General features: G+C 42.4%; 20 protein-coding genes, 1 other RNA gene and 1 other annotated feature. Of the genes, 3 read left to right on the forward strand and 18 right to left on the reverse strand.

All coding sequences use genetic code 11. From position 1 onward, the window contains the following. Positions 1 to 10: 10 nt before the first annotated feature. From galE to NYR25_07420, 13 genes are all read right to left on the reverse strand, one after another. Complete coding sequence (gene galE / locus NYR25_07360; GenBank protein UWF33403.1) at positions 11 to 1,003, reverse strand: UDP-glucose 4-epimerase GalE; 993 nt, start codon at positions 1,001 to 1,003, stop codon at positions 11 to 13. 44 nt (positions 1,004 to 1,047) lie between these two features. After that, the gene (locus tag NYR25_07365) at positions 1,048 to 1,785 is read right to left on the reverse strand and encodes a thioesterase (protein UWF33404.1); all 738 of its coding nucleotides are present in this window, start codon (positions 1,783 to 1,785) and stop codon (positions 1,048 to 1,050) included. 33 nt (positions 1,786 to 1,818) lie between these two features. Beyond that, positions 1,819 to 2,691, reverse strand: coding sequence for a 16S rRNA (cytidine(1402)-2'-O)-methyltransferase (gene rsmI, locus NYR25_07370; protein ID UWF33405.1), 873 nt, complete (start codon positions 2,689 to 2,691; stop codon positions 1,819 to 1,821). A 1-nt stretch (position 2,692) separates the two neighbouring features. Beyond that, a complete protein-coding gene (locus tag NYR25_07375; GenBank protein UWF33406.1) occupies positions 2,693 to 3,040 on the reverse strand; it encodes a DNA replication initiation control protein YabA in 348 nt (115 codons plus the stop codon). Between the two features lie 4 nt (positions 3,041 to 3,044). Next, a complete protein-coding gene (holB, locus tag NYR25_07380; protein ID UWF33407.1) occupies positions 3,045 to 4,055 on the reverse strand; it encodes a DNA polymerase III subunit delta' in 1,011 nt (336 codons plus the stop codon). Between the two features lie 6 nt (positions 4,056 to 4,061). After that, positions 4,062 to 4,397 (reverse strand): cyclic-di-AMP receptor, encoded by a 336-nt coding sequence (locus NYR25_07385; GenBank protein UWF33408.1) that lies wholly within the window; start codon positions 4,395 to 4,397, stop codon positions 4,062 to 4,064. A 15-nt stretch (positions 4,398 to 4,412) separates the two neighbouring features. Then, positions 4,413 to 5,042 carry a dTMP kinase gene (gene tmk, locus NYR25_07390; GenBank protein ID UWF33409.1) on the reverse strand — a complete coding sequence of 210 codons (630 nt, stop codon included), beginning with the start codon at positions 5,040 to 5,042 and terminating at the stop codon, positions 4,413 to 4,415. A gap of 361 nt (positions 5,043 to 5,403) precedes the next feature. Then, positions 5,404 to 6,003, reverse strand: a complete 600-nt coding sequence (gene recR / locus NYR25_07395) for a recombination mediator RecR (GenBank protein UWF33410.1) — start codon at positions 6,001 to 6,003, stop codon at positions 5,404 to 5,406. Positions 6,004 to 6,026: 23 nt separating this feature from the next. After that, positions 6,027 to 6,341: a YbaB/EbfC family nucleoid-associated protein gene (locus NYR25_07400; GenBank protein UWF33411.1), complete on the reverse strand. Its 315-nt coding sequence runs from the start codon at positions 6,339 to 6,341 to the stop codon at positions 6,027 to 6,029. Between the two features lie 15 nt (positions 6,342 to 6,356). Continuing rightward, entirely contained in the window at positions 6,357 to 8,096 is a 1,740-nt protein-coding gene (dnaX, locus tag NYR25_07405; GenBank protein UWF33412.1) for a DNA polymerase III subunit gamma/tau, read from the reverse strand. A gap of 78 nt (positions 8,097 to 8,174) precedes the next feature. Continuing rightward, positions 8,175 to 8,261: signal recognition particle sRNA small type (gene ffs, locus NYR25_07410), an RNA gene on the reverse strand. 49 nt (positions 8,262 to 8,310) lie between these two features. Then, entirely contained in the window at positions 8,311 to 8,796 is a 486-nt protein-coding gene (tadA, locus tag NYR25_07415) for a tRNA adenosine(34) deaminase TadA (protein UWF33413.1), read from the reverse strand. Next, positions 8,789 to 9,394: a class I SAM-dependent methyltransferase gene (locus NYR25_07420; protein UWF33414.1), complete on the reverse strand. Its 606-nt coding sequence runs from the start codon at positions 9,392 to 9,394 to the stop codon at positions 8,789 to 8,791. The genes tadA and NYR25_07420 overlap by 8 nt, the downstream gene beginning before the upstream one ends. Before the next feature lie 221 nt (positions 9,395 to 9,615). Between NYR25_07420 and nrdH the strand changes: the two genes are divergently transcribed. The 3 genes from nrdH (at position 9,616) to nrdF (ending at position 13,076) form a co-directional block, all read left to right on the forward strand. Beyond that, positions 9,616 to 9,846: a glutaredoxin-like protein NrdH gene (gene nrdH, locus NYR25_07425; protein ID UWF33415.1), complete on the forward strand. Its 231-nt coding sequence runs from the start codon at positions 9,616 to 9,618 to the stop codon at positions 9,844 to 9,846. A 92-nt stretch (positions 9,847 to 9,938) separates the two neighbouring features. Then, positions 9,939 to 12,104 carry a class 1b ribonucleoside-diphosphate reductase subunit alpha gene (gene nrdE / locus NYR25_07430; GenBank protein UWF33416.1) on the forward strand — a complete coding sequence of 722 codons (2,166 nt, stop codon included), beginning with the start codon at positions 9,939 to 9,941 and terminating at the stop codon, positions 12,102 to 12,104. An 18-nt stretch (positions 12,105 to 12,122) separates the two neighbouring features. After that, positions 12,123 to 13,076 (forward strand): class 1b ribonucleoside-diphosphate reductase subunit beta, encoded by a 954-nt coding sequence (gene nrdF, locus NYR25_07435; protein ID UWF33417.1) that lies wholly within the window; start codon positions 12,123 to 12,125, stop codon positions 13,074 to 13,076. Between the two features lie 168 nt (positions 13,077 to 13,244). On the opposite strand, the gene NYR25_07440 is transcribed toward nrdF, so the two are convergent. From NYR25_07440 to rplA, 5 genes are all read right to left on the reverse strand, one after another. After that, complete coding sequence (locus NYR25_07440; protein UWF33418.1) at positions 13,245 to 14,000, reverse strand: ABC transporter permease; 756 nt, start codon at positions 13,998 to 14,000, stop codon at positions 13,245 to 13,247. Between the two features lie 14 nt (positions 14,001 to 14,014). Further along, a complete protein-coding gene (locus tag NYR25_07445; protein ID UWF33419.1) occupies positions 14,015 to 14,893 on the reverse strand; it encodes an ABC transporter ATP-binding protein in 879 nt (292 codons plus the stop codon). A gap of 486 nt (positions 14,894 to 15,379) precedes the next feature. Next, entirely contained in the window at positions 15,380 to 15,745 is a 366-nt protein-coding gene (gene rplL, locus NYR25_07450; GenBank protein UWF33420.1) for a 50S ribosomal protein L7/L12, read from the reverse strand. 45 nt (positions 15,746 to 15,790) lie between these two features. Next, entirely contained in the window at positions 15,791 to 16,297 is a 507-nt protein-coding gene (rplJ, locus tag NYR25_07455; GenBank protein ID UWF33421.1) for a 50S ribosomal protein L10, read from the reverse strand. A 26-nt stretch (positions 16,298 to 16,323) separates the two neighbouring features. Then, positions 16,324 to 16,449 (reverse strand) — a sequence feature (ribosomal protein L10 leader region). Positions 16,450 to 16,496: 47 nt separating this feature from the next. Further along, entirely contained in the window at positions 16,497 to 17,186 is a 690-nt protein-coding gene (rplA, locus tag NYR25_07460) for a 50S ribosomal protein L1 (GenBank protein UWF33422.1), read from the reverse strand. Positions 17,187 to 17,239: the final 53 nt, after the last annotated feature.

The raw sequence follows: 17,239 nt of genomic DNA on the forward strand, positions 1-17,239 counted from the left end.
TATTTAAAATTTAACGATCTGCATACCCATGCGGATGACTTTGTTTCCAATTCCACGCCGTTTGGATAATTTCCTTAACGTCATCGTATTGTGGTTGCCACTTTAATACGTCGCGGGCCTTTTGACTGGCTGCAATTAGGGAATCGGGATCCCCCGGACGCCGTTGCGCAATTTCAGCTGGGATTGGTTCTCCCGTAACTTCGCGAGCCGCTTCAACCATTTGTTTAACCGAGAAGCCAGTTGACGAACCCAGGTTGAAAACGTCGCTATCGTTGCCGTCCTTAAGGTAGTCAATTGCTAAAATATGGGCGTCTACCAGGTCCAAAACGTGTACGTAATCCCGCACGTTAGTTCCATCAGGCGTATTGTAGTCGTCCCCGAAAATCTTCAGTTGATCTCGTTGTCCCGCCGCTACTTGTAAAACGATGGGCGTTAAGTGGGTTTCTGGACCATGATCTTCCCCAATGGAACCGTCCGGGTAAGCACCCGCAACGTTGAAGTAACGTAAAGCCACAAATTTAATTCCGTAAGCTTGGTCAGCCCAGCGAATGATTTTTTCCATCATTAGCTTGCTTTCACCGTACGGGTTAATTGGTGCTTGCCGGTCGTCTTCTTCAATTGGTGACTTTTCGGGAACCCCGTACGTTGCCGCCGTGGAAGAGAAAATAATTCGTTTAACATCGTGGTCGCGCATTTCTTCAAGCAACGCCACCATTCCAGCAGTATTGTTATCAAAATACTTCAACGGCTTTTCCATGGATTCAGGAACGATTGAAAAGGCCGCAAAATGAACGACAGTATCAATATTTTCCCGGTCAAAAACTCCCTTTAAAAACACGTGATTCCGAATGTCGCCTTCGTAAAAGCGGGCTTTTTCGTCCACCGCTTTTCGGTGACCGGTCGATAAGTTGTCCACCACGACCACTTCCTGACCCTTTTCAATCAGCCGCTTTACCATGTGGGAGCCGATGTAGCCGGCACCCCCCACTACAAGTATACTCATTAACTTCTCCTCCATTCCAAACTATAAACAAGTTAATTGTAACCTTAACGCCGTGCCCATTCAACATTGGCTTCACAACATAAGGTATCGTCCACGGAGATTTGGTGACTGCTTTGTAAGCTATCTTGGTCAAATTCAACGACGCTATGCACCATTTGGTGAGGTTGAATTTCAACGTGGTAGCGGATGTTAATCATCTTAGGGTAATAGTTATCTAAAATTTCGTCGTCCACAGTGTTAAAAATCCATTCAAAATAACGCGCATTGTTAACGTGGTGGTTCATATCGATGTCAAAATAACGTACGGCATAGTCTTGCTGATTAGTCTTCCCAGTAACTTCCTGTAGCTTTGGCAACCGAACAATCCGTTTTATGTAATCCGATTCGTACGGGTCGATAATCTCTGGTAGCAGTTTGCGCATCCGACGCGTAGTCCGGTCCATCAATACAAACATCGCGGTGGTTTCCACAATCTTTTCCCCATCGAGGGTTTTAATCCAAAAATCCCGTTGGCAGAAGTAATCATTGTGGTTAACCGCTTGGGTACCCACCACGATCCGTTCGCCCACGTTAGGCAACCTGCGCAACTTCATCACGTACTGGGTAATGACCCAACCGAGCCCGGTCTGATCCACCACTTCCGGTCCCACGCCTAAAGCTTGGCTTTGGTTATCCGAAACCAACAGCATTACGTTTACCATCATGGAAACCGTCATTGTCCCGGTTTGATCCCCTTCATAATAGGTTACCAAGTGTTCTTCTTCATGTATCTTTCCAGCCATTTTTCTCTCCTAAATACTACCTGTGATTATGAATTACAATTGGTGATAGATGTCATAAACCTCTTGCTTAGCAAGCCCACGTAGCTTGGCAACTTGCTTAATTGCAATAGTTGGCTTAACTTTTTCCTCGTCAATAATCTTTTGCACATGTTCATTAATGGTCAACGATTCCCAATCCTGGTTTTCCACAGTTTGGGGATGGGGGTTTCCCGCCACCATTACCACAAATTCACCACGGATTTCCGTAGCTGCAATCCATTCTTGGACTTCTGCAGCATTCCCCCGGATGAATTCCTCGTATCGTTTCGTCAGTTCCCGTGCTAAAACCACTTGTCGCTCGGCTCCCATCACGCTCGCAATGTTTTTCATTGTTTTTGCCAGCCGGTGGGGAGCTTCGTAAAAAATCAGCGTGTCGGGATGGTTCTTTAACTTTTCTAATTCCGCCCGTTGCTCTTTGGGTTTGCGGGCTAAAAAGCCGTAAAAAGTAAACGGCTGGGGTACCAACCCTGAAGCAATCAAAGCCGTAGTTCCGGCGTTAGCTCCCGGCAACGGAATCACCTTTAGTCCTGCTTGCACGGCGGCCTGTACTAGTTCCTTTCCAGGATCGCTGATCGAGGGCATCCCCGCGTCCGAAACTTGGGCAATCGTGCGTCCTTCCGTAAGCATCTCTAAAATCACTGGAATGCGTTCTTGCGTGTTATGCTCGTGAAAGCTCATTTGCTTGGTGTCAATTGCAAAATGGTTAAGTAGCTTTTGGGTGTTGCGGGTGTCTTCCGCAAGGATCAGGTCCACGTCCTTCAAGATTTGGACAGCCCGAAAGGTCATGTCATCAAGGTTCCCAATGGGCGTGGGCACTAAATATAAAGACCCCGCCGATGACGGGGCAAAACTTTTTTGGGTTAACATATTAACGGTCTCCATAAATTACGGTTAAGCAAAAAGCACACTCTTCGTCGTCTTGACGGTGCTTACCAAAAAACTCATTACAGATGTGGTAGCCACTGGCGTACAGCTTCTCCAAGTTTTGTAACGACTTTGATAAACCGTGCTTGGTATTTTTAGTTCCTTCACTTTCGTGTTCGGCAGCGGCAGCCTGTTTAAGCCGCTCCCGCAAGTGTTGGTTCTCAATCTTAAGTTCGGCATTTTCTTCCATGATTTCCACCATGGCACTTTGGGTTTCGTGTAGTTTATTTAACAAATCCTCAGCGTTGTGCGTAACTTCTGTTATTTGATCAAATAAATCTTTCTTTTCCACACTATCACCCTCTCATTTTAAAAATATCACATAATTCAATTGTCACTTTTTCCACAATTCCCTGAAAATTCAAATTCTGCTTTAGCTTTCCACGTAATGGCAACAATAAATCACTAACCTTAAGGAGCTGGTTAACCGAAGTTTGTTCCGCAACCTGCCGTAACGGCGCTTGATCAGCGAGGTACGTGAGATCGCTTTGCTTAAATTTCAATGCTAACAAATCCATTGCGTACAGTATCATCATGTCCAAGATAATTGCTTGGTGCTCCCGATCCTTAGCAAGTCCGACAATTCGGGTTTGCACGTCCACAAACGCACTCATGTCGCCCTTCGTAACGGCTCCAAACCACTTTTCGAGGGCTTTGTGCGCGTCTTCCACCCAGTTATTTTCCAATAAATTCTGCATTTCTTCGCGATCACTAGTCAACCGAACCAATAGATGTGCGGTAGTCTCTGGAACTTCCCCATCTGCAGTTAGTTCAGCAACTAATTGCGCTTTTTGCAATGGTTTTAGCTCGATGATTTCCGTTCGCGACATGATGGTTGGCAAAATCAAATTTTTGCTTTCCGTGAGTAAAAAGGCGGTCACGTTTCCCGCCGGTTCCTCAATAAACTTCAACAAACTGTTTGCTGCGCTAGTGGTCATTAAGTGCGCTTGGTCGATGATGAAAACCTTCCGATTCCCTTCGACCCCGCTTTTGGAAAATTCGGCCTTTAAAAATCGAACCTGATCGACCTTAATCGACTGGCCATCGGGTTCGATTTCCACCACGTCAGGATGTTGTCCTGTGCTAATGCGATAACATTCTTCACACTTTCCACAGGGCATCCCGTCTTGTAAGTTTTGACAAAATAGCCGTTCGGCAACCCACCGGGCCACCTCTTTTTTCCCGGTCCCGCTTGCGCCGGTCAACAAGTAGGCGTGGGCGAGGTGGTGGTTTTCAATCATCTGCTGGAAACGTTTGACGACTGCGGGTTGTTTAGTTACGGCTGGGCTCTTTACTGCTTCTGTCAAGGTCGCTTAGAACCGTTCAAATTGGTCAACTGGCAAGACAAATACCGTAGCTCCACCGACTTGGACCTTAATTGGGTATCCAGTTGCCCCTTCCATATTTACATCCATGTTTACTGAAGGAGTTAAGAATTCTTCTCGAGAATGGCTCGCCTTTTTAATGGTATCTAAAACCATGGGAACCCGTTCTTCTTCAACCCCGATTAAAAAGGTAGTGTTTCCGGATTGTAAGAAACCTCCGGTAGTTGATAGCTTAGTTGCCCGAATATTTTGGTCAATAAACTGATCGCTAAGATGGTTAGCGTCCTTATCTTGAACAATTGCAATAACTAATTTGGTTGCCATAATGTGTTTCCCCCACTATTTTAAAATTTGGTCTAAAACATTGATAACTGCTTTTTTTACGTCGTCAATTGGCTGACTTGCGTCAATCACCACAATCCGTTCTGGATACCGTTTAGCTAACGCTAAGTAGGCGTCCCGAACCCGTTCGTGAAAATCAAGCTGTTCTAAATCAAGCCGGTCAACGTCATCGGTGCGGTGGGTCATAATCCGTTTCAACCCCACTTCAGCGTTCACATCTAAATAAATGGTTTTTTCCGGTAAACACCCCTCCGTAGCAAACAAGTTCATCTGGTAAACGGCCTCCGGACCAATCTCCCGTCCCGCTCCTTGATAAGCAATGGAACTGTCTACGTAACGATCACAGAAAACAACTTGTCCGCGCGCCAACGCTGGTAAGATGGTTTCCGTCAAATGCTGACGACGGGCCGCCGCGTATAGTAAAGCTTCCGTTCGGGCATCCATCTCCGTGTTATTTCTATCCAAAATAATCGCCCGGATCGCTTCTGAAATCGGATTGCCTCCGGGTTCCCGGGTTACCGTCAACTGATCTTCGAGTCGCGTACGATAATGTTCCACCATCGCCTCTAAGATCGTTGTTTTTCCAGCCCCGTCAGGCCCTTCAAATGAAATAAAATGCCCATTCACCAGTTATTCCCTACCTTATGATTTTTTTATATTGATTATTTTTATTCTACTTTAGATTTTCGAGGCTGTCTATTAACTACTCTAAAAACTCGCCTCAGTTTAGCCCTTGGGATGCTAGTCGACGACGATATTTTAAATTTTTTAAAACATTTATTGTGTTTTATTTTTACAACTCGTCATTTATTGGACCACGCATCGACCGGGTAAGTTTTCCACACTTTGCTGTTAACGGATACCGCCTTCTTGAAGCAAAATGTTTCAAACCACCTTTACTTCATTTTAACAACCCTTGTGCAAGGTAGCCATGGTAAAACAAAAAGAGCACCATGACTGATTACGCAGTCATGAAGCTCTTTTAACGTTACATTTCCGTACGGCCTTCCACCGCTTTATACAAAGTCATTTGGTCAGCATACTCAATGTCGCTTCCCACGGAAAGTCCGTGTGCTAGTCTGGTTACCTTAATTCCCGATGGCTTAATTAACCGAGAAATGTACATCGCGGTCGCTTCCCCTTCTGGAGTAGCGTTGGTCGCGATAATTACTTCCTTGATGGCCTCGTTTTTTTGCAACCGGGTCAACAAGCTAGCAATGTTAATATCTTCGGGGCCTTTCCCATCCATTGGCGATAATACGCCATGTAAGACGTGGTACAGCCCGTGATATTCCTTCATTTGTTCCATCGACATTACGTCCTTAGAATCCTCAACGACCAAAACCGTCTTTTGATCGCGACTCGCATCTTGGCAAATCTCACACGGATCATCTTCCGTGATGTTGCCACAAATGCTGCAAAAACGTAAATCGCGTTGCGCAGAAATCAACGCCTTGGCAAAGTCCGTCACATCATCTTTTTGCATATCAAGCGTAAAGAAAGCTAACCGAGTCGCCGTCTTATAACCGATGCCCGGTAACTTCATAAAACTATCAATTAACTTAGCAATTGGTTCTGGATATTGCATCCGGACACTCACCTTCGATTCTTTTATAGTCCAGGAATTCCCTTAGTGTACTTTCCCATGGTCTTGTTAGTTTCACTATCAATCTTGCTCATTGCGTCATTAACCGCCGCAACCACTAGATCTTGTAACATGTCGGGATCATCTTCGTCGATGGCTTCCGGATTAATGACAATGTCCTTCATTTTGTGGTTTCCAGTAAAGGTTACCTTCACCATGTCGTCGGGGGCTACACCGGTAAATTCGGTTTCGTTTAGCCGTTCTTGTTCCTCAGTTACTTGTTTTTGCATCTTTTGAACTTGACGCATCATGTTTTGCATATTTCCCATTCCGCCACGCATAATCATTACCATCCTTTAATCATTTTTTACATTAACATTTTCGGGACCGAATAATTCTACGGCCTTTTCCACTACGGCGCTGTCTTCCGGTGCGACTGCCGTTTCCTGGGATTGATCCGCTTCCTTAGCTGAATTATCGGATTCCTTATTTAAGTGGTGCGTCTTAATAAATTCTGCCCGCACCGTTGGCCACTCTTCCACTGTAACATAGACTACTTGGTAATCTGAACCAGTTAGCTTAGCCAAATTTTGTTGCAATTCGTCGCGTAAACTTTCGTTATCCACGGCCTTTTCAAACAAGAAGTCATAATCAAACGCGACCACGACCCCTTCTTCGCTAGCAGCCACCGGTTTAGAGACGTGCATTAAGGCTCGTTTCGTAACCGACAGCATATCCATTAGATCACGCCAGAGGTTTTGCATTTCCACCAAACTATCCTTAGTGGCATTTTCCAAAATTGGGTAGATCTTGGTCAAGTTAGCCGGAGTTTTTGCATTACGGCTTCCCGAAGTTCGTTTTTTCGGCGCAGCCGCAGTTGGTTTTGGAGCCGCAGGAGTTGCGGTAGTTCGTTCCTTAAGCCGCTTAACTTCGCCTTGCAACCGGTCCACTTCGTTTTTAAGCTGTTGCACTGCTTCATTATCCGCCGCCGCAGCTGTCGGAGCAGGGGCGGTTGACCGTTGGGACAACTTAATCGTTAACACTTCTAAGTAGACATCGGGGTGGGTCGTAAACCGCATCTGTTGCTGAATCTGATTTAACGTATCGATCATCCCGTACAATTCGCTACCGCTAACCATGTCCGCATCCTTGACAAAGTCATCACTGAGGTCGTTTAAACTTTGCTCCTTAACTAGTTGCGGGTCTTCTTGATATAAAAGCAGGTTACGTTCCACCGCAATCAAGTCTTCAATTAACCGCTGTCCGTCCTTACCCTCATCCAAAATCTGGTGCAACGTTTCTAACGCTGCGGGAGTATTTTTTTCAAAAACCTGGGTTAAATACTGATCTAACAACTGTTGGTTGACGCTTCCGGTTACTAGCAACGCGTTATCCATCGTCACCGTCTCGTTACCAAACGAAATCACCTGGTCTAGAATGCTGAGGGCGTCCCGCATCCCGCCTTCCGCGGCTTTCGCGATGATTGACAACGCCTTGGGATCGTATTCGATTCCCTTTTGTTCCAAAATATAAACCATGCGGTCGTAACTTTGGGTGGGGGTAATGCGTTTAAAATCAAATCGCTGGGTCCGCGAAATAATTGTTAGCGGGATTTTTTGGGGCTCGGTCGTTGCTAGAATAAAGATCACGTTAGTCGGTGGCTCTTCGAGAGTTTTCAACAGGGCGTTAAAGGCTCCCGTGGATAGCATGTGCACTTCGTCGATGATGTAAACCTTATAGTCTGCTTCCGTGGGTGCATACTTGGCCTTATCCCGGATATCACGGATTTCTTCGACCCCGTTGTTGGATGCGGCGTCAATTTCAATCACGTCGTTTAAATTACCATCCGTGATTGCCCGACAAGTCGCACATTCATTGCACGGTTCCCCGTCTTTCAAGTAATGACAGTTAACCGCCTTAGCAAAAATCTTAGCTGCCGAGGTCTTCCCCGTTCCCCGGGGACCCGTAAATAGGTACGCATGACTAGTTTGCTTAGTTATTAACGCATTTTTCAAAGTTCTGGTAACCACTTCTTGCCCAACCATGTCGGCAAACTTTTGCGGCCGCCAAACGCGGTACAATGCTTGATAACTCATTAAATTTCCTTCCCCGATTTCTGTTTTTAAAGAAAGAACCCTTAGCCCCGATGGACTAAGAGTTCCGTTGATTTGCTCAATAACTTAAGGCACAAGCCAGAGCATACTTAGTGCTGCTTCCTTCCGGACCTGACACAATTCGTAAGTCCAACCTTGCCTCAAGGCCTTACGGCAATAACTATGATACTCGAAATTCAATAAAATTTCCACTATTTTACCGATTTTTTTTTCGCCGTTCGCGAATTGCCTTGAAGAAACTTTTCATTAACCCGGCGGCTTCATCTGCAGCCACCCCTTCACGGACTTCCACCTGGTGATTTAAGCGCTGATCTTCCAAAACCGTGTACAAACTGCGGACGGCCCCCGCCTTCGGATCGCGCGCGCCAAAATAAACTTCCGGAATTTGAGAATTAATGATGGTCCCGCTGCACATCAAACACGGCTCAATCGTCACAAATAACTGACAATTCCACAGCCGCCAGCTTCGTAAATATGCGCAGGCTTCCGTAATGGCGAGTACTTCGGCGTGCGTGGTCGCATCTTGCGAGTGTTCGCGAAGGTTATGTCCCCGACCGATAATTTTACCGTCGTGAACCACCACCGCGCCAATTGGTACCTCATCAATTATCTTGGCAAACTGGGCCTCTTTTAACGCTTCGCCCATGTAGAATTGTACTTCTGCTTCACTTAATTTACTCATGTTCACTTCTCAAAATGTAGTATCCTTTATTTTTCTTTAGTACACTTACGTTACCAAACGTTTCCGCCATTAACTTCTTTGCGGATGGCGCCCCCTGCTTTTTTTGCAGAACGATGATCAACTGACCACCCTTGGTTAAATGTTCCTTGGCACCGGTAATGATGGTGTTCACCACCGTTTTTCCGGCCCGAACCGGCGGGTTAGAAACGATCGTTGTAAAATCATTTTTCGTTACCGCTTCGTAAGCATCCGAATGGTAAACACGCGTGCGTGCGGCCACCCCGTTAGCTTCCGCGTTTCGTTTGGCGAGTGCTAACGCCCGCTCGTTAACATCGGTCATTTCAACTTGTACATCGGAAAGTCGTTTAGCTAACGCAATCCCCATCGGGCCGTATCCACAACCCACGTCTAAAATTGAAACTTGGGGAACGTCCAGTGGCAAAGCTTCCAATAATGTCCGGGTACCAAAGTCAACGGTATTTTTAGAAAAAACTCCGTTGTCCGACACAAAATTTAATTCATGCCCCAAAAGCGTATAACGCCAATGCTTTTCATCGTGTTCCACGTTAGGATTCTCCGTGAAATAATAATCTGTCATTGAAAAGTCCTCCAATCTCTATTAGTATGATAACGTATTGTAAATTTGGATACCAATTTAATTAAAATAATTTTTATCGTTCGGCGAATGCCGTCGTAGCACAACATCTGGTGGTTTTAACCCGTTAGCGCCACAAGATGCTGTGCTTTTTTGTTGAAATCAGCCCGAAATGTTGTATACTTAAATGCAGACATAAAGAATAAATAAGAGGGGGAGTCACCATGAAAAAAGTCGTTGTTTACACAAAAAATAATTGCATGCAATGTAAAATGACCAAGCGTTTTCTAAGCGAAAACGGCGTTGAATTTGAAGAACGCAACATCAACTTACATCCAGAATACATTGAAGAACTCAAGGGTCGCGGTTTCCAAGCCGTTCCAGTAGTTCAATTTTCTGAAGATGATGCAATCGCTGGTTTTCGTCCAGACTTGTTAAAAAAATTGGCAATCTAATTTGAGTTGCTAATTTGTTGATTCAATGTTCACGTTCCTTTGTTATAGATGGAGCGTTTTTTTATTTCGAAATTTAAGGAGTACACCCAAACATGAGCCTAAAAAATCTAACCGACGTCACTTATTACGACTTAAACAATGAAATCAACATCCCTGTTGACAATCAAATTCCACTACATAAGGATCAAGAAGCGCTAGCAGCCTTCCTAAAAGAAAACGTGCAAGCTAACACCATGCGTTTTGAAAGTTTGCGAGAACGCTTTGACTACCTCCTCAAGGAAGACTACATTGAAGCGGAACTTATGGAAAAATATTCTTTTGACTTCATTGAAAAACTTTACGATTATTTGCGTGCGCAAAATTTTCATTTTCGTTCTTTCATGGCGGCCTATAAATTCTATGCGCAATACGCTTTAAAAACTAACGACAAGAAATACTACTTAGAAAACTTCATTGACCGCGTTGCCATGAACGCCCTTTACTTTGGTGATGGCGATGAAGAACTCGCAATGCAGATTGCTGACGAAATTATCCACCAGCGTTACCAACCAGCAACCCCTAGCTTTTTAAACGCCGGTCGGAAACACCGTGGTGAATTGGTTTCCTGCTTTTTAATTCAGGCTAACGACGACATGAACTCGATTGGTCGGACGATTAATTCCGCCCTCCAACTTTCTAAATTAGGTGGCGGGGTCGGCATTAACCTCACCAACTTACGTGAAGCCGGTGCACCAATTAAGGGAATCGAAGGTGCCGCAAGTGGTGTGGTTCCCGTAATGAAATTGCTTGAAGACAGTTTTTCTTACGCTAACCAACTTGGTCAACGGCAGGGTGCTGGCGTGGTTTACCTAAACGTCTTCCATCCAGACATCGTCTCCTTCCTTTCGGCTAAGAAGGAAAACGCCGACGAAAAGATCCGGGTTAAGACCCTTTCACTAGGTGTGGTGGTTCCCGATAAATTCTACGAACTAATTAAACATGACGAAGATATGTACTTATTTAGTCCGTATAGTGTTGAAAAGGTCTACGGTAAGCCTTACGCCTACGTGGACATCACTAAGGAATACGATAATTTAGTTAACAACCCAGAAATCAAGAAGTACAAAGTTAAGGCGCGCAATATCGAAAATGAAATTTCGAAATTGCAACAAGAATCTGGCTATCCTTACATAGTCAACGTGGATACTGCTAACCGGGAAAACCCAATTTACGGCAAGATTGTAATGAGTAACCTCTGTTCAGAGATTATGCAGGTTCAAACTCCTTCCGTAATTGACAACAAGCAAAACTACACGGAGTTAGGAACCGACATTAGTTGTAACTTAGGTTCCACAAACATCGTTAACATGATGGCAACTCCGCACTTTGGTAAATCGGTAGAAACCATGGTTCGGGCGTTGACCTTCGTAACCGACCACTCCGACATTGACGTAGTGCCATCCATCCAACACGGAAACGCCCTTGCCCACACGATTGGGCTCGGCGCAATGGGCTTACACGGTTACTTAGCAAAGAACCACCTCTACTATGGCGAACCTGATTCCGTTGAATTTACCAGTGTTTACTTCATGTTGCTTAACTACTGGACGCTCCGGGCTTCTAACAAGATTGCTAAAGAACGCGGACAAGTTTTCCACAACTTTGAAAAGAGCAAGTACGCGGATGGTTCATACTTCGATAAATACCTAGCTCAAGACTTTGGACCTAAGTCAGCACGGGTAAAGGAACTCTTCCAAGGAATCGACATTCCAACTACTGCAGACTGGGCAGACCTAAAGCAAGCCGTTATGCAAGACGGCCTTTATCATCAAAACCGAATGGCAGTTGCCCCAACCGGTTCAATTTCTTACATTAACGACGCAACGGCTAGTTTACAGCCGATCGTTAACCGGGTCGAAGAACGGCAAGAAAAGAAAATTGGAAAAATTTACTATCCAGCCCCATATTTGTCCAATGATACGTTAAAATATTATCAGTCGGCCTATGATATTGACATGCGCAAAGTGGTTGATATTTACGCCGCTGCGCAACAACACGTGGATCAAGGAATGAGCATGACCTTCTTCATGCGCTCAACCATTCCAGACGGAATTTACGACTGGAAGAATGGTCGAACAAACAAAATGACGACTCGCGATTTAAACATCCTACGCAATTACGCACACCATGAAGGAATCAAGTCGATTTACTACATTCGGACCTTCACGGATAATGATGGCGAAGTCGGTGTTAACCAATGTGAAAGCTGCTCAATTTAACGATGGAGGATTTGTATAATGGCAAATTATGAAGCAATCAACTGGAACGCAATTTCAGATCAGATTGATAAAGCAACTTGGGAGAAGCTAACCGAACAATTTTGGTTGGATACGCGGATTCCAATTTCTAACGATCTTAGTGATTGGCGTGAACTTGATGAGGACCATCAATGGGTGGTAGGACACGTTTTTGGGGGCTTGACTCTCCTCGATACACTTCAATCCCAAGACGGGATGGCAGCCTTACGTAAGGACGTCCGGACGCCACATGAAACGGCCGTTTTGAATAACATCCAGTTTATGGAATCTGTCCATGCTAAAAGTTATTCATCAATCTTTGAAACGTTGAACACTCCTACAGAAATTGATGAAATTTTTGAATGGAGTGACTCTGAAGAGTTCCTCCAAAACAAAACTAAGTTTATTTATGACTTATATCATGATGATGGGCACCCATTGAAAAAGAAGATTTCAAGCGTGTTCCTCGAAACGTTCTTGTTCTACTCTGGCTTCTTCACCCCACTCTATTACCTGGGTCATAACAAGCTAAACAACGTTGCCGAAATCATTAAATTAATCCTTCGTGACGAATCTGTGCACGGAACTTACATTGGTTACAAGTTCCAATTAGGCATGAAAGACCTTGGCGAAAACGAACAACAAGAACTTAAGGATTGGATGTATAACTTCTTATATGACCTTTACGCTAACGAAGAAAAATACGTTCATAAAGTTTACGATCAAGTTGGTTGGACGGAAGAAGTGTTAACCTTCACCCGTTACAATGCTAACAAGGCGTTGATGAACTTGGGTCAAGATCCGCTCTTCCCCGATACGGAAGCGGACGTTAACCCAATCGTCATGAACGGAATTTCTACCGGAACGTCTAACCACGACTTCTTCTCTCAAGTTGGTAATGGCTACCGTCTAGGTAACGTAGAACCAATGAGTGACGAAGACTACGAAATTTAGTCAACTAATTTACTAACATTCGAATAATCCCTAAAAATTAACAGCGCTCAGGATGAAGATCCTGGGCGCTGTTTTTGTTTGGTTATTGGAATCGGTTCCAATTTAAATATAATATTTAACGAGTTATCCTCAGCATTACAATTTCTGTACCATTATTCATATATTTTTCTAAATCTTTTTTCTGTCAAAAAAATATAAACCGAGCAAAATAAATATTATTGAATATACAATATTTCCCCAAAATAATTGAACAACCGTTAGACCAGTATCATCAAAATAATGATGATTATTCAGTTCGTCAATAAAATTCATCATATTAAATGGGTTCCATTTAATAAAAGATACTGTTTTGCCGATATTAAATATTAATAATTTTGAAAACCCTTGTCCCATAAAACAAATTGCTACTCCCGCTAGTACAGCAATTGAGCTAGTTGTCGAACAAATTGCTATTAAAAAGACAGCACTTATAATAATAAAAAAAGAAAAGATATCTAGTGCATTTCCAATTAAAAATGCTTGTATTAGAGTTTGGGAATGCTGGTATGTAGTATTTAATGCAAAATTAGAACCCCAGGGCATGTAATTAATTATTAACGTTACAAATATCGCAATTATATGTAAAAAAATACTGTACATAAGCATTACTAAATATTTTGCAAAATAAATAATATTTCTACCATTTGTGTCTACAATCATTCTCTTAATTGTCCCATACTGAAACTCCATTGACGTTGTAATAGCTACAATTGATATCATGCTAATCATTATCCATTCAAATGCACCATATCCTGCCACGAAAAAAAATTTTTCTTTTTCTCTAAAAGATAAAATAATCATCAAGACAATCAAAATTAATGGTAGAATCCACGTAATTTTTCTATGCCTTAGCTTAAAAAGTTCTTCTGATATAATTCCACTCATAAACCTTCACCACCTTAGTCACTAATTTCACTAATCACCAGATTTTCTAAATCTTTTTGTATTGCTGTTATATCATAAACAATAAGATCCATAGAAAAAATTTTTTTCAATATTAAATTAAACTCTAACTCATCTTTGGGATAAAAAATAATATTATTTTTTTCTACGTCAAAATTTATGTTCGATTTTGCCAAAATTGTTGTAGCAACCCTCACTTGATCTACGCACACTTTATATCCTTTTTTTAGTTTTCTTTGCAAAGTATCCATCGATTCATCTAACATAACTCTCCCGTTCTTAAGTAGAATCATTCGGTCAATAATTTTTTCTAATTCGCTCAAAACATGGCTTGAAATCAGCAAAGTTACTCCCGTCTGATTAAGTTTTTTTATTAATTGCCTCAACTCTCTTGTAGCGATAGGATCCAAACCATTCATAGGTTCATCTAAAATTAAAAAATCCGGATGCTTAACCAACGCAATCGCAATACCTAATTTTTGTTTCATACCTAAAGAATAGTTTTTTGATGTCTTATGGATATAACTTTCCATCTCAAGTTGTTGAATAATATCATTAAATCTATTATTTTTACTATACATTTTTAAATGTTCATAACCGGTTAAAAAAGGATACAAATCTGGATACTCAATTAAAGCCCCCACATCCTCCAACATAGAATGGTCATGCGATTTCACCGTTTTACCGTGAACTTCAACCACACCTTGGTCAGGTGGGGTAATGCCCAGTATTATTTTCATTAAAGTAGTTTTACCAGCACCATTGGGACCTACTAATCCAACAATTTTACCTCGTGGAATTTTAATATTGATACTATCTAATGCCAATTTTTTACCAAATTTTTTCTTCACGTTAGTTAATTCTGCAATTTCCATTATTATTACTCCCCTAGCTACTAGAACTTAGCTTTGACCTTTCATAATCTATCCTCTAAAAATTTCGTCATTAATTAACGGCATCCATGACCACCATTTTTTCTTTTCAATGTCACTAAGTGCCAATAATAATCCTGCAGTCCCATTGTTCACATAAAAAATACATCTATATATTTTTAACCTAGCAAAAAATCAGGTTCAACTTTTTACCCGGTGTAAAAATAATACCATACACAAATATTTAAGTAAACGCTTTCATTTTTAGGGATTATACAAATATCTAACTCTACAATTTCATTTAATTGGATATTTTCTTACCACAAAATACTTTATTAAAACTATCTTGGTGGTACAAAAATTTAAAATGTACCACATTTGTACCACCTAAGTATCCTACTTATCCCGTTTATCCCACTTCTGAAAGCACAAAAAAACCACCTATATTCCGGTATAACCGGGATAAGGTGGTTTTTGTAGAAATTAAACTTATTTAACTTCTACTGTAGCACCAGCTTCTTCAAGCTTAGCCTTCATGTCGTTTGCTTCGTCTTCGGAAAGGTCTTCCTTGATAACTGTAGGAGCGTTATCAACCATGTCCTTAGCGTCCTTCAAGCCAGCACCTGTGATTTCACGAACTGCCTTGATAACCTTGATCTTAGCTGAGCCAGCGCCAGTAAGTTCAACGTTGAATGATGTCTTAGCTTCTGCAGCACCGCCAGCAGCACCTGCAGCAGCAACTGGAGCAGCAGCTGAAACACCGAATTCGTCTTCGATTGCTTTAACAAGATCGTTTAAGTCAGAAATTGAAGCACCTTTTAAGTCTTCAATAAATTGGTCTTTATCTAATGCCATTTTTGTTTCCTCCAATATTAATTGTAATTAAATGTAATGTAATGATTATGCAGCGTCTTCTTCAGACTTCTTATCAGCAACAGCCTTAAGAGCATATGCAACGTCACGTACTGGTGACATAAATTCATTAGCAAGCATTGCAAGCAAGTCTTCACGACTAGGCATTGTAGCGAAGGTATTGATTGTATCAATATCAGCCACTTTACCTTCGATAACCCCACCCTTGATGGAAAGGTTGTCGTTGCTGTCAGCAAATTGCTTCAAAATTTTAGCAGGGGCAACGGCATCTTCAGCAGAAAATGCAACGGCTGAAGGACCAACGAAAATATCATCCATACCTTCAAAACCTGCTTGTTCAGCAGCGCGAGTCAAAATCTTGTTCTTGATCACGCGGAACTTGATTCCAGAATCACGAAGTTGTTTACGTAAGTCAGTTACTTCAGCAACTGTTAAACCACGTGAATCAACAACGATTGCGGAAACAGCGTTCTTCATTTCTTCTGCAACTTCATCAACGATTGCAGCTTTCTTTGCGATAGCTTCTTTACTCAATGTGTTTCACCTCCTGGAGATTTGTTTGAACTATAAAAAAATTCGTGACTCAAAGACTCTGAGACACGAATTAATTCATACGTTCCTCGGCAGGCAATATATTAAGGCCAAAGCAAGGCCACCTGAGTCTTAGGTAAATTATTCAGTTATAATTCACTCTTGATAGTATATCACAAACCGAAGAACTAATCAAGAGAATTTAGAATTGAGTAAAGTCAACCTTAACTCCTGGTCCAAACGTTGATGCAACTGAAACGTTTTGGATGTAAGCACCCTTAACAGATGCTGGGCGTAAACGAACAATTGTATCGTTGATTGTTTGTAAGTTACCAAGTAATTGGTCAGCTTCGAATGAAACCTTACCAATTGGCATGTGAACGTTACCGTCACGGTCGGTACGGTATGTAACCTTACCAGACTTAGAATCAGCAACTGCTTTTTCAACGTCCATTGTAACTGTACCAGTCTTAGGGTTAGGCATTAAGTTCTTAGGTCCTAAGATCCGTCCTAAGCGACCTACTTGGCCCATCATGTCTGGAGTTGCAATGGCAACGTCGAAGTCTAACCAACCGTCTTGGATGCGTTGAACTAAGTCATCGTCACCAACGACATCTGCACCAGCTGCTTTAGCTGCTTCAGCCTTAGCACCCTTAGCAAATACAACTACGGTTTGTTCTTTACCAGTACCGTTTGGTAAAACAACGGCACCACGTAATTGTTGGTCAGCTTGCTTTGTGTCAACGTTCAACTTGTAAACTACTTCAACAGTAGCGTCGAACTTTGCAAAATCAATTTTCTTAACTAATTCAAGAGCTTCTTTTGGTGCGTATGCTTTAAGCGAATCTACTTGCTTTGCAGCTTCTTGAAACTTTTTACCTTTTTTAGCCATCTGTGTGTTTTCCTCCTAGCAAATGTGGTTATAGCGGATTTTCCTCCCACTTT

The organism is Pediococcus acidilactici (genome assembly GCA_024970065.1).
Classification (GTDB): Bacteria; Bacillota; Bacilli; order Lactobacillales; family Lactobacillaceae; genus Pediococcus; species Pediococcus acidilactici_A.

Coding starts and splice junctions, on each gene's coding strand:
- rplL (UWF33420.1), bottom strand. CDS start 15,745: ATGGCATTAGATAAAGACCAATTTATTGAAGACTTAAAAGGTGCTTCA.
- rsmI (UWF33405.1), bottom strand. CDS start 2,691: ATGTTAACCCAAAAAAGTTTTGCCCCGTCATCGGCGGGGTCTTTATAT.
- NYR25_07365 (UWF33404.1), bottom strand. CDS start 1,785: ATGGCTGGAAAGATACATGAAGAAGAACACTTGGTAACCTATTATGAA.
- rplA (UWF33422.1), bottom strand. CDS start 17,186: ATGGCTAAAAAAGGTAAAAAGTTTCAAGAAGCTGCAAAGCAAGTAGAT.
- NYR25_07400 (UWF33411.1), bottom strand. CDS start 6,341: ATGCGTGGCGGAATGGGAAATATGCAAAACATGATGCGTCAAGTTCAA.
- tadA (UWF33413.1), bottom strand. CDS start 8,796: ATGAGTAAATTAAGTGAAGCAGAAGTACAATTCTACATGGGCGAAGCG.
- galE (UWF33403.1), bottom strand. CDS start 1,003: ATGAGTATACTTGTAGTGGGGGGTGCCGGCTACATCGGCTCCCACATG.
- nrdH (UWF33415.1), top strand. CDS start 9,616: ATGAAAAAAGTCGTTGTTTACACAAAAAATAATTGCATGCAATGTAAA.
- nrdF (UWF33417.1), top strand. CDS start 12,123: ATGGCAAATTATGAAGCAATCAACTGGAACGCAATTTCAGATCAGATT.
- NYR25_07440 (UWF33418.1), bottom strand. CDS start 14,000: ATGAGTGGAATTATATCAGAAGAACTTTTTAAGCTAAGGCATAGAAAA.
- NYR25_07385 (UWF33408.1), bottom strand. CDS start 4,397: ATGGCAACCAAATTAGTTATTGCAATTGTTCAAGATAAGGACGCTAAC.
- NYR25_07420 (UWF33414.1), bottom strand. CDS start 9,394: ATGACAGATTATTATTTCACGGAGAATCCTAACGTGGAACACGATGAA.
- nrdE (UWF33416.1), top strand. CDS start 9,939: ATGAGCCTAAAAAATCTAACCGACGTCACTTATTACGACTTAAACAAT.
- recR (UWF33410.1), bottom strand. CDS start 6,003: ATGCAATATCCAGAACCAATTGCTAAGTTAATTGATAGTTTTATGAAG.
- dnaX (UWF33412.1), bottom strand. CDS start 8,096: ATGAGTTATCAAGCATTGTACCGCGTTTGGCGGCCGCAAAAGTTTGCC.
- NYR25_07445 (UWF33419.1), bottom strand. CDS start 14,893: ATGGAAATTGCAGAATTAACTAACGTGAAGAAAAAATTTGGTAAAAAA.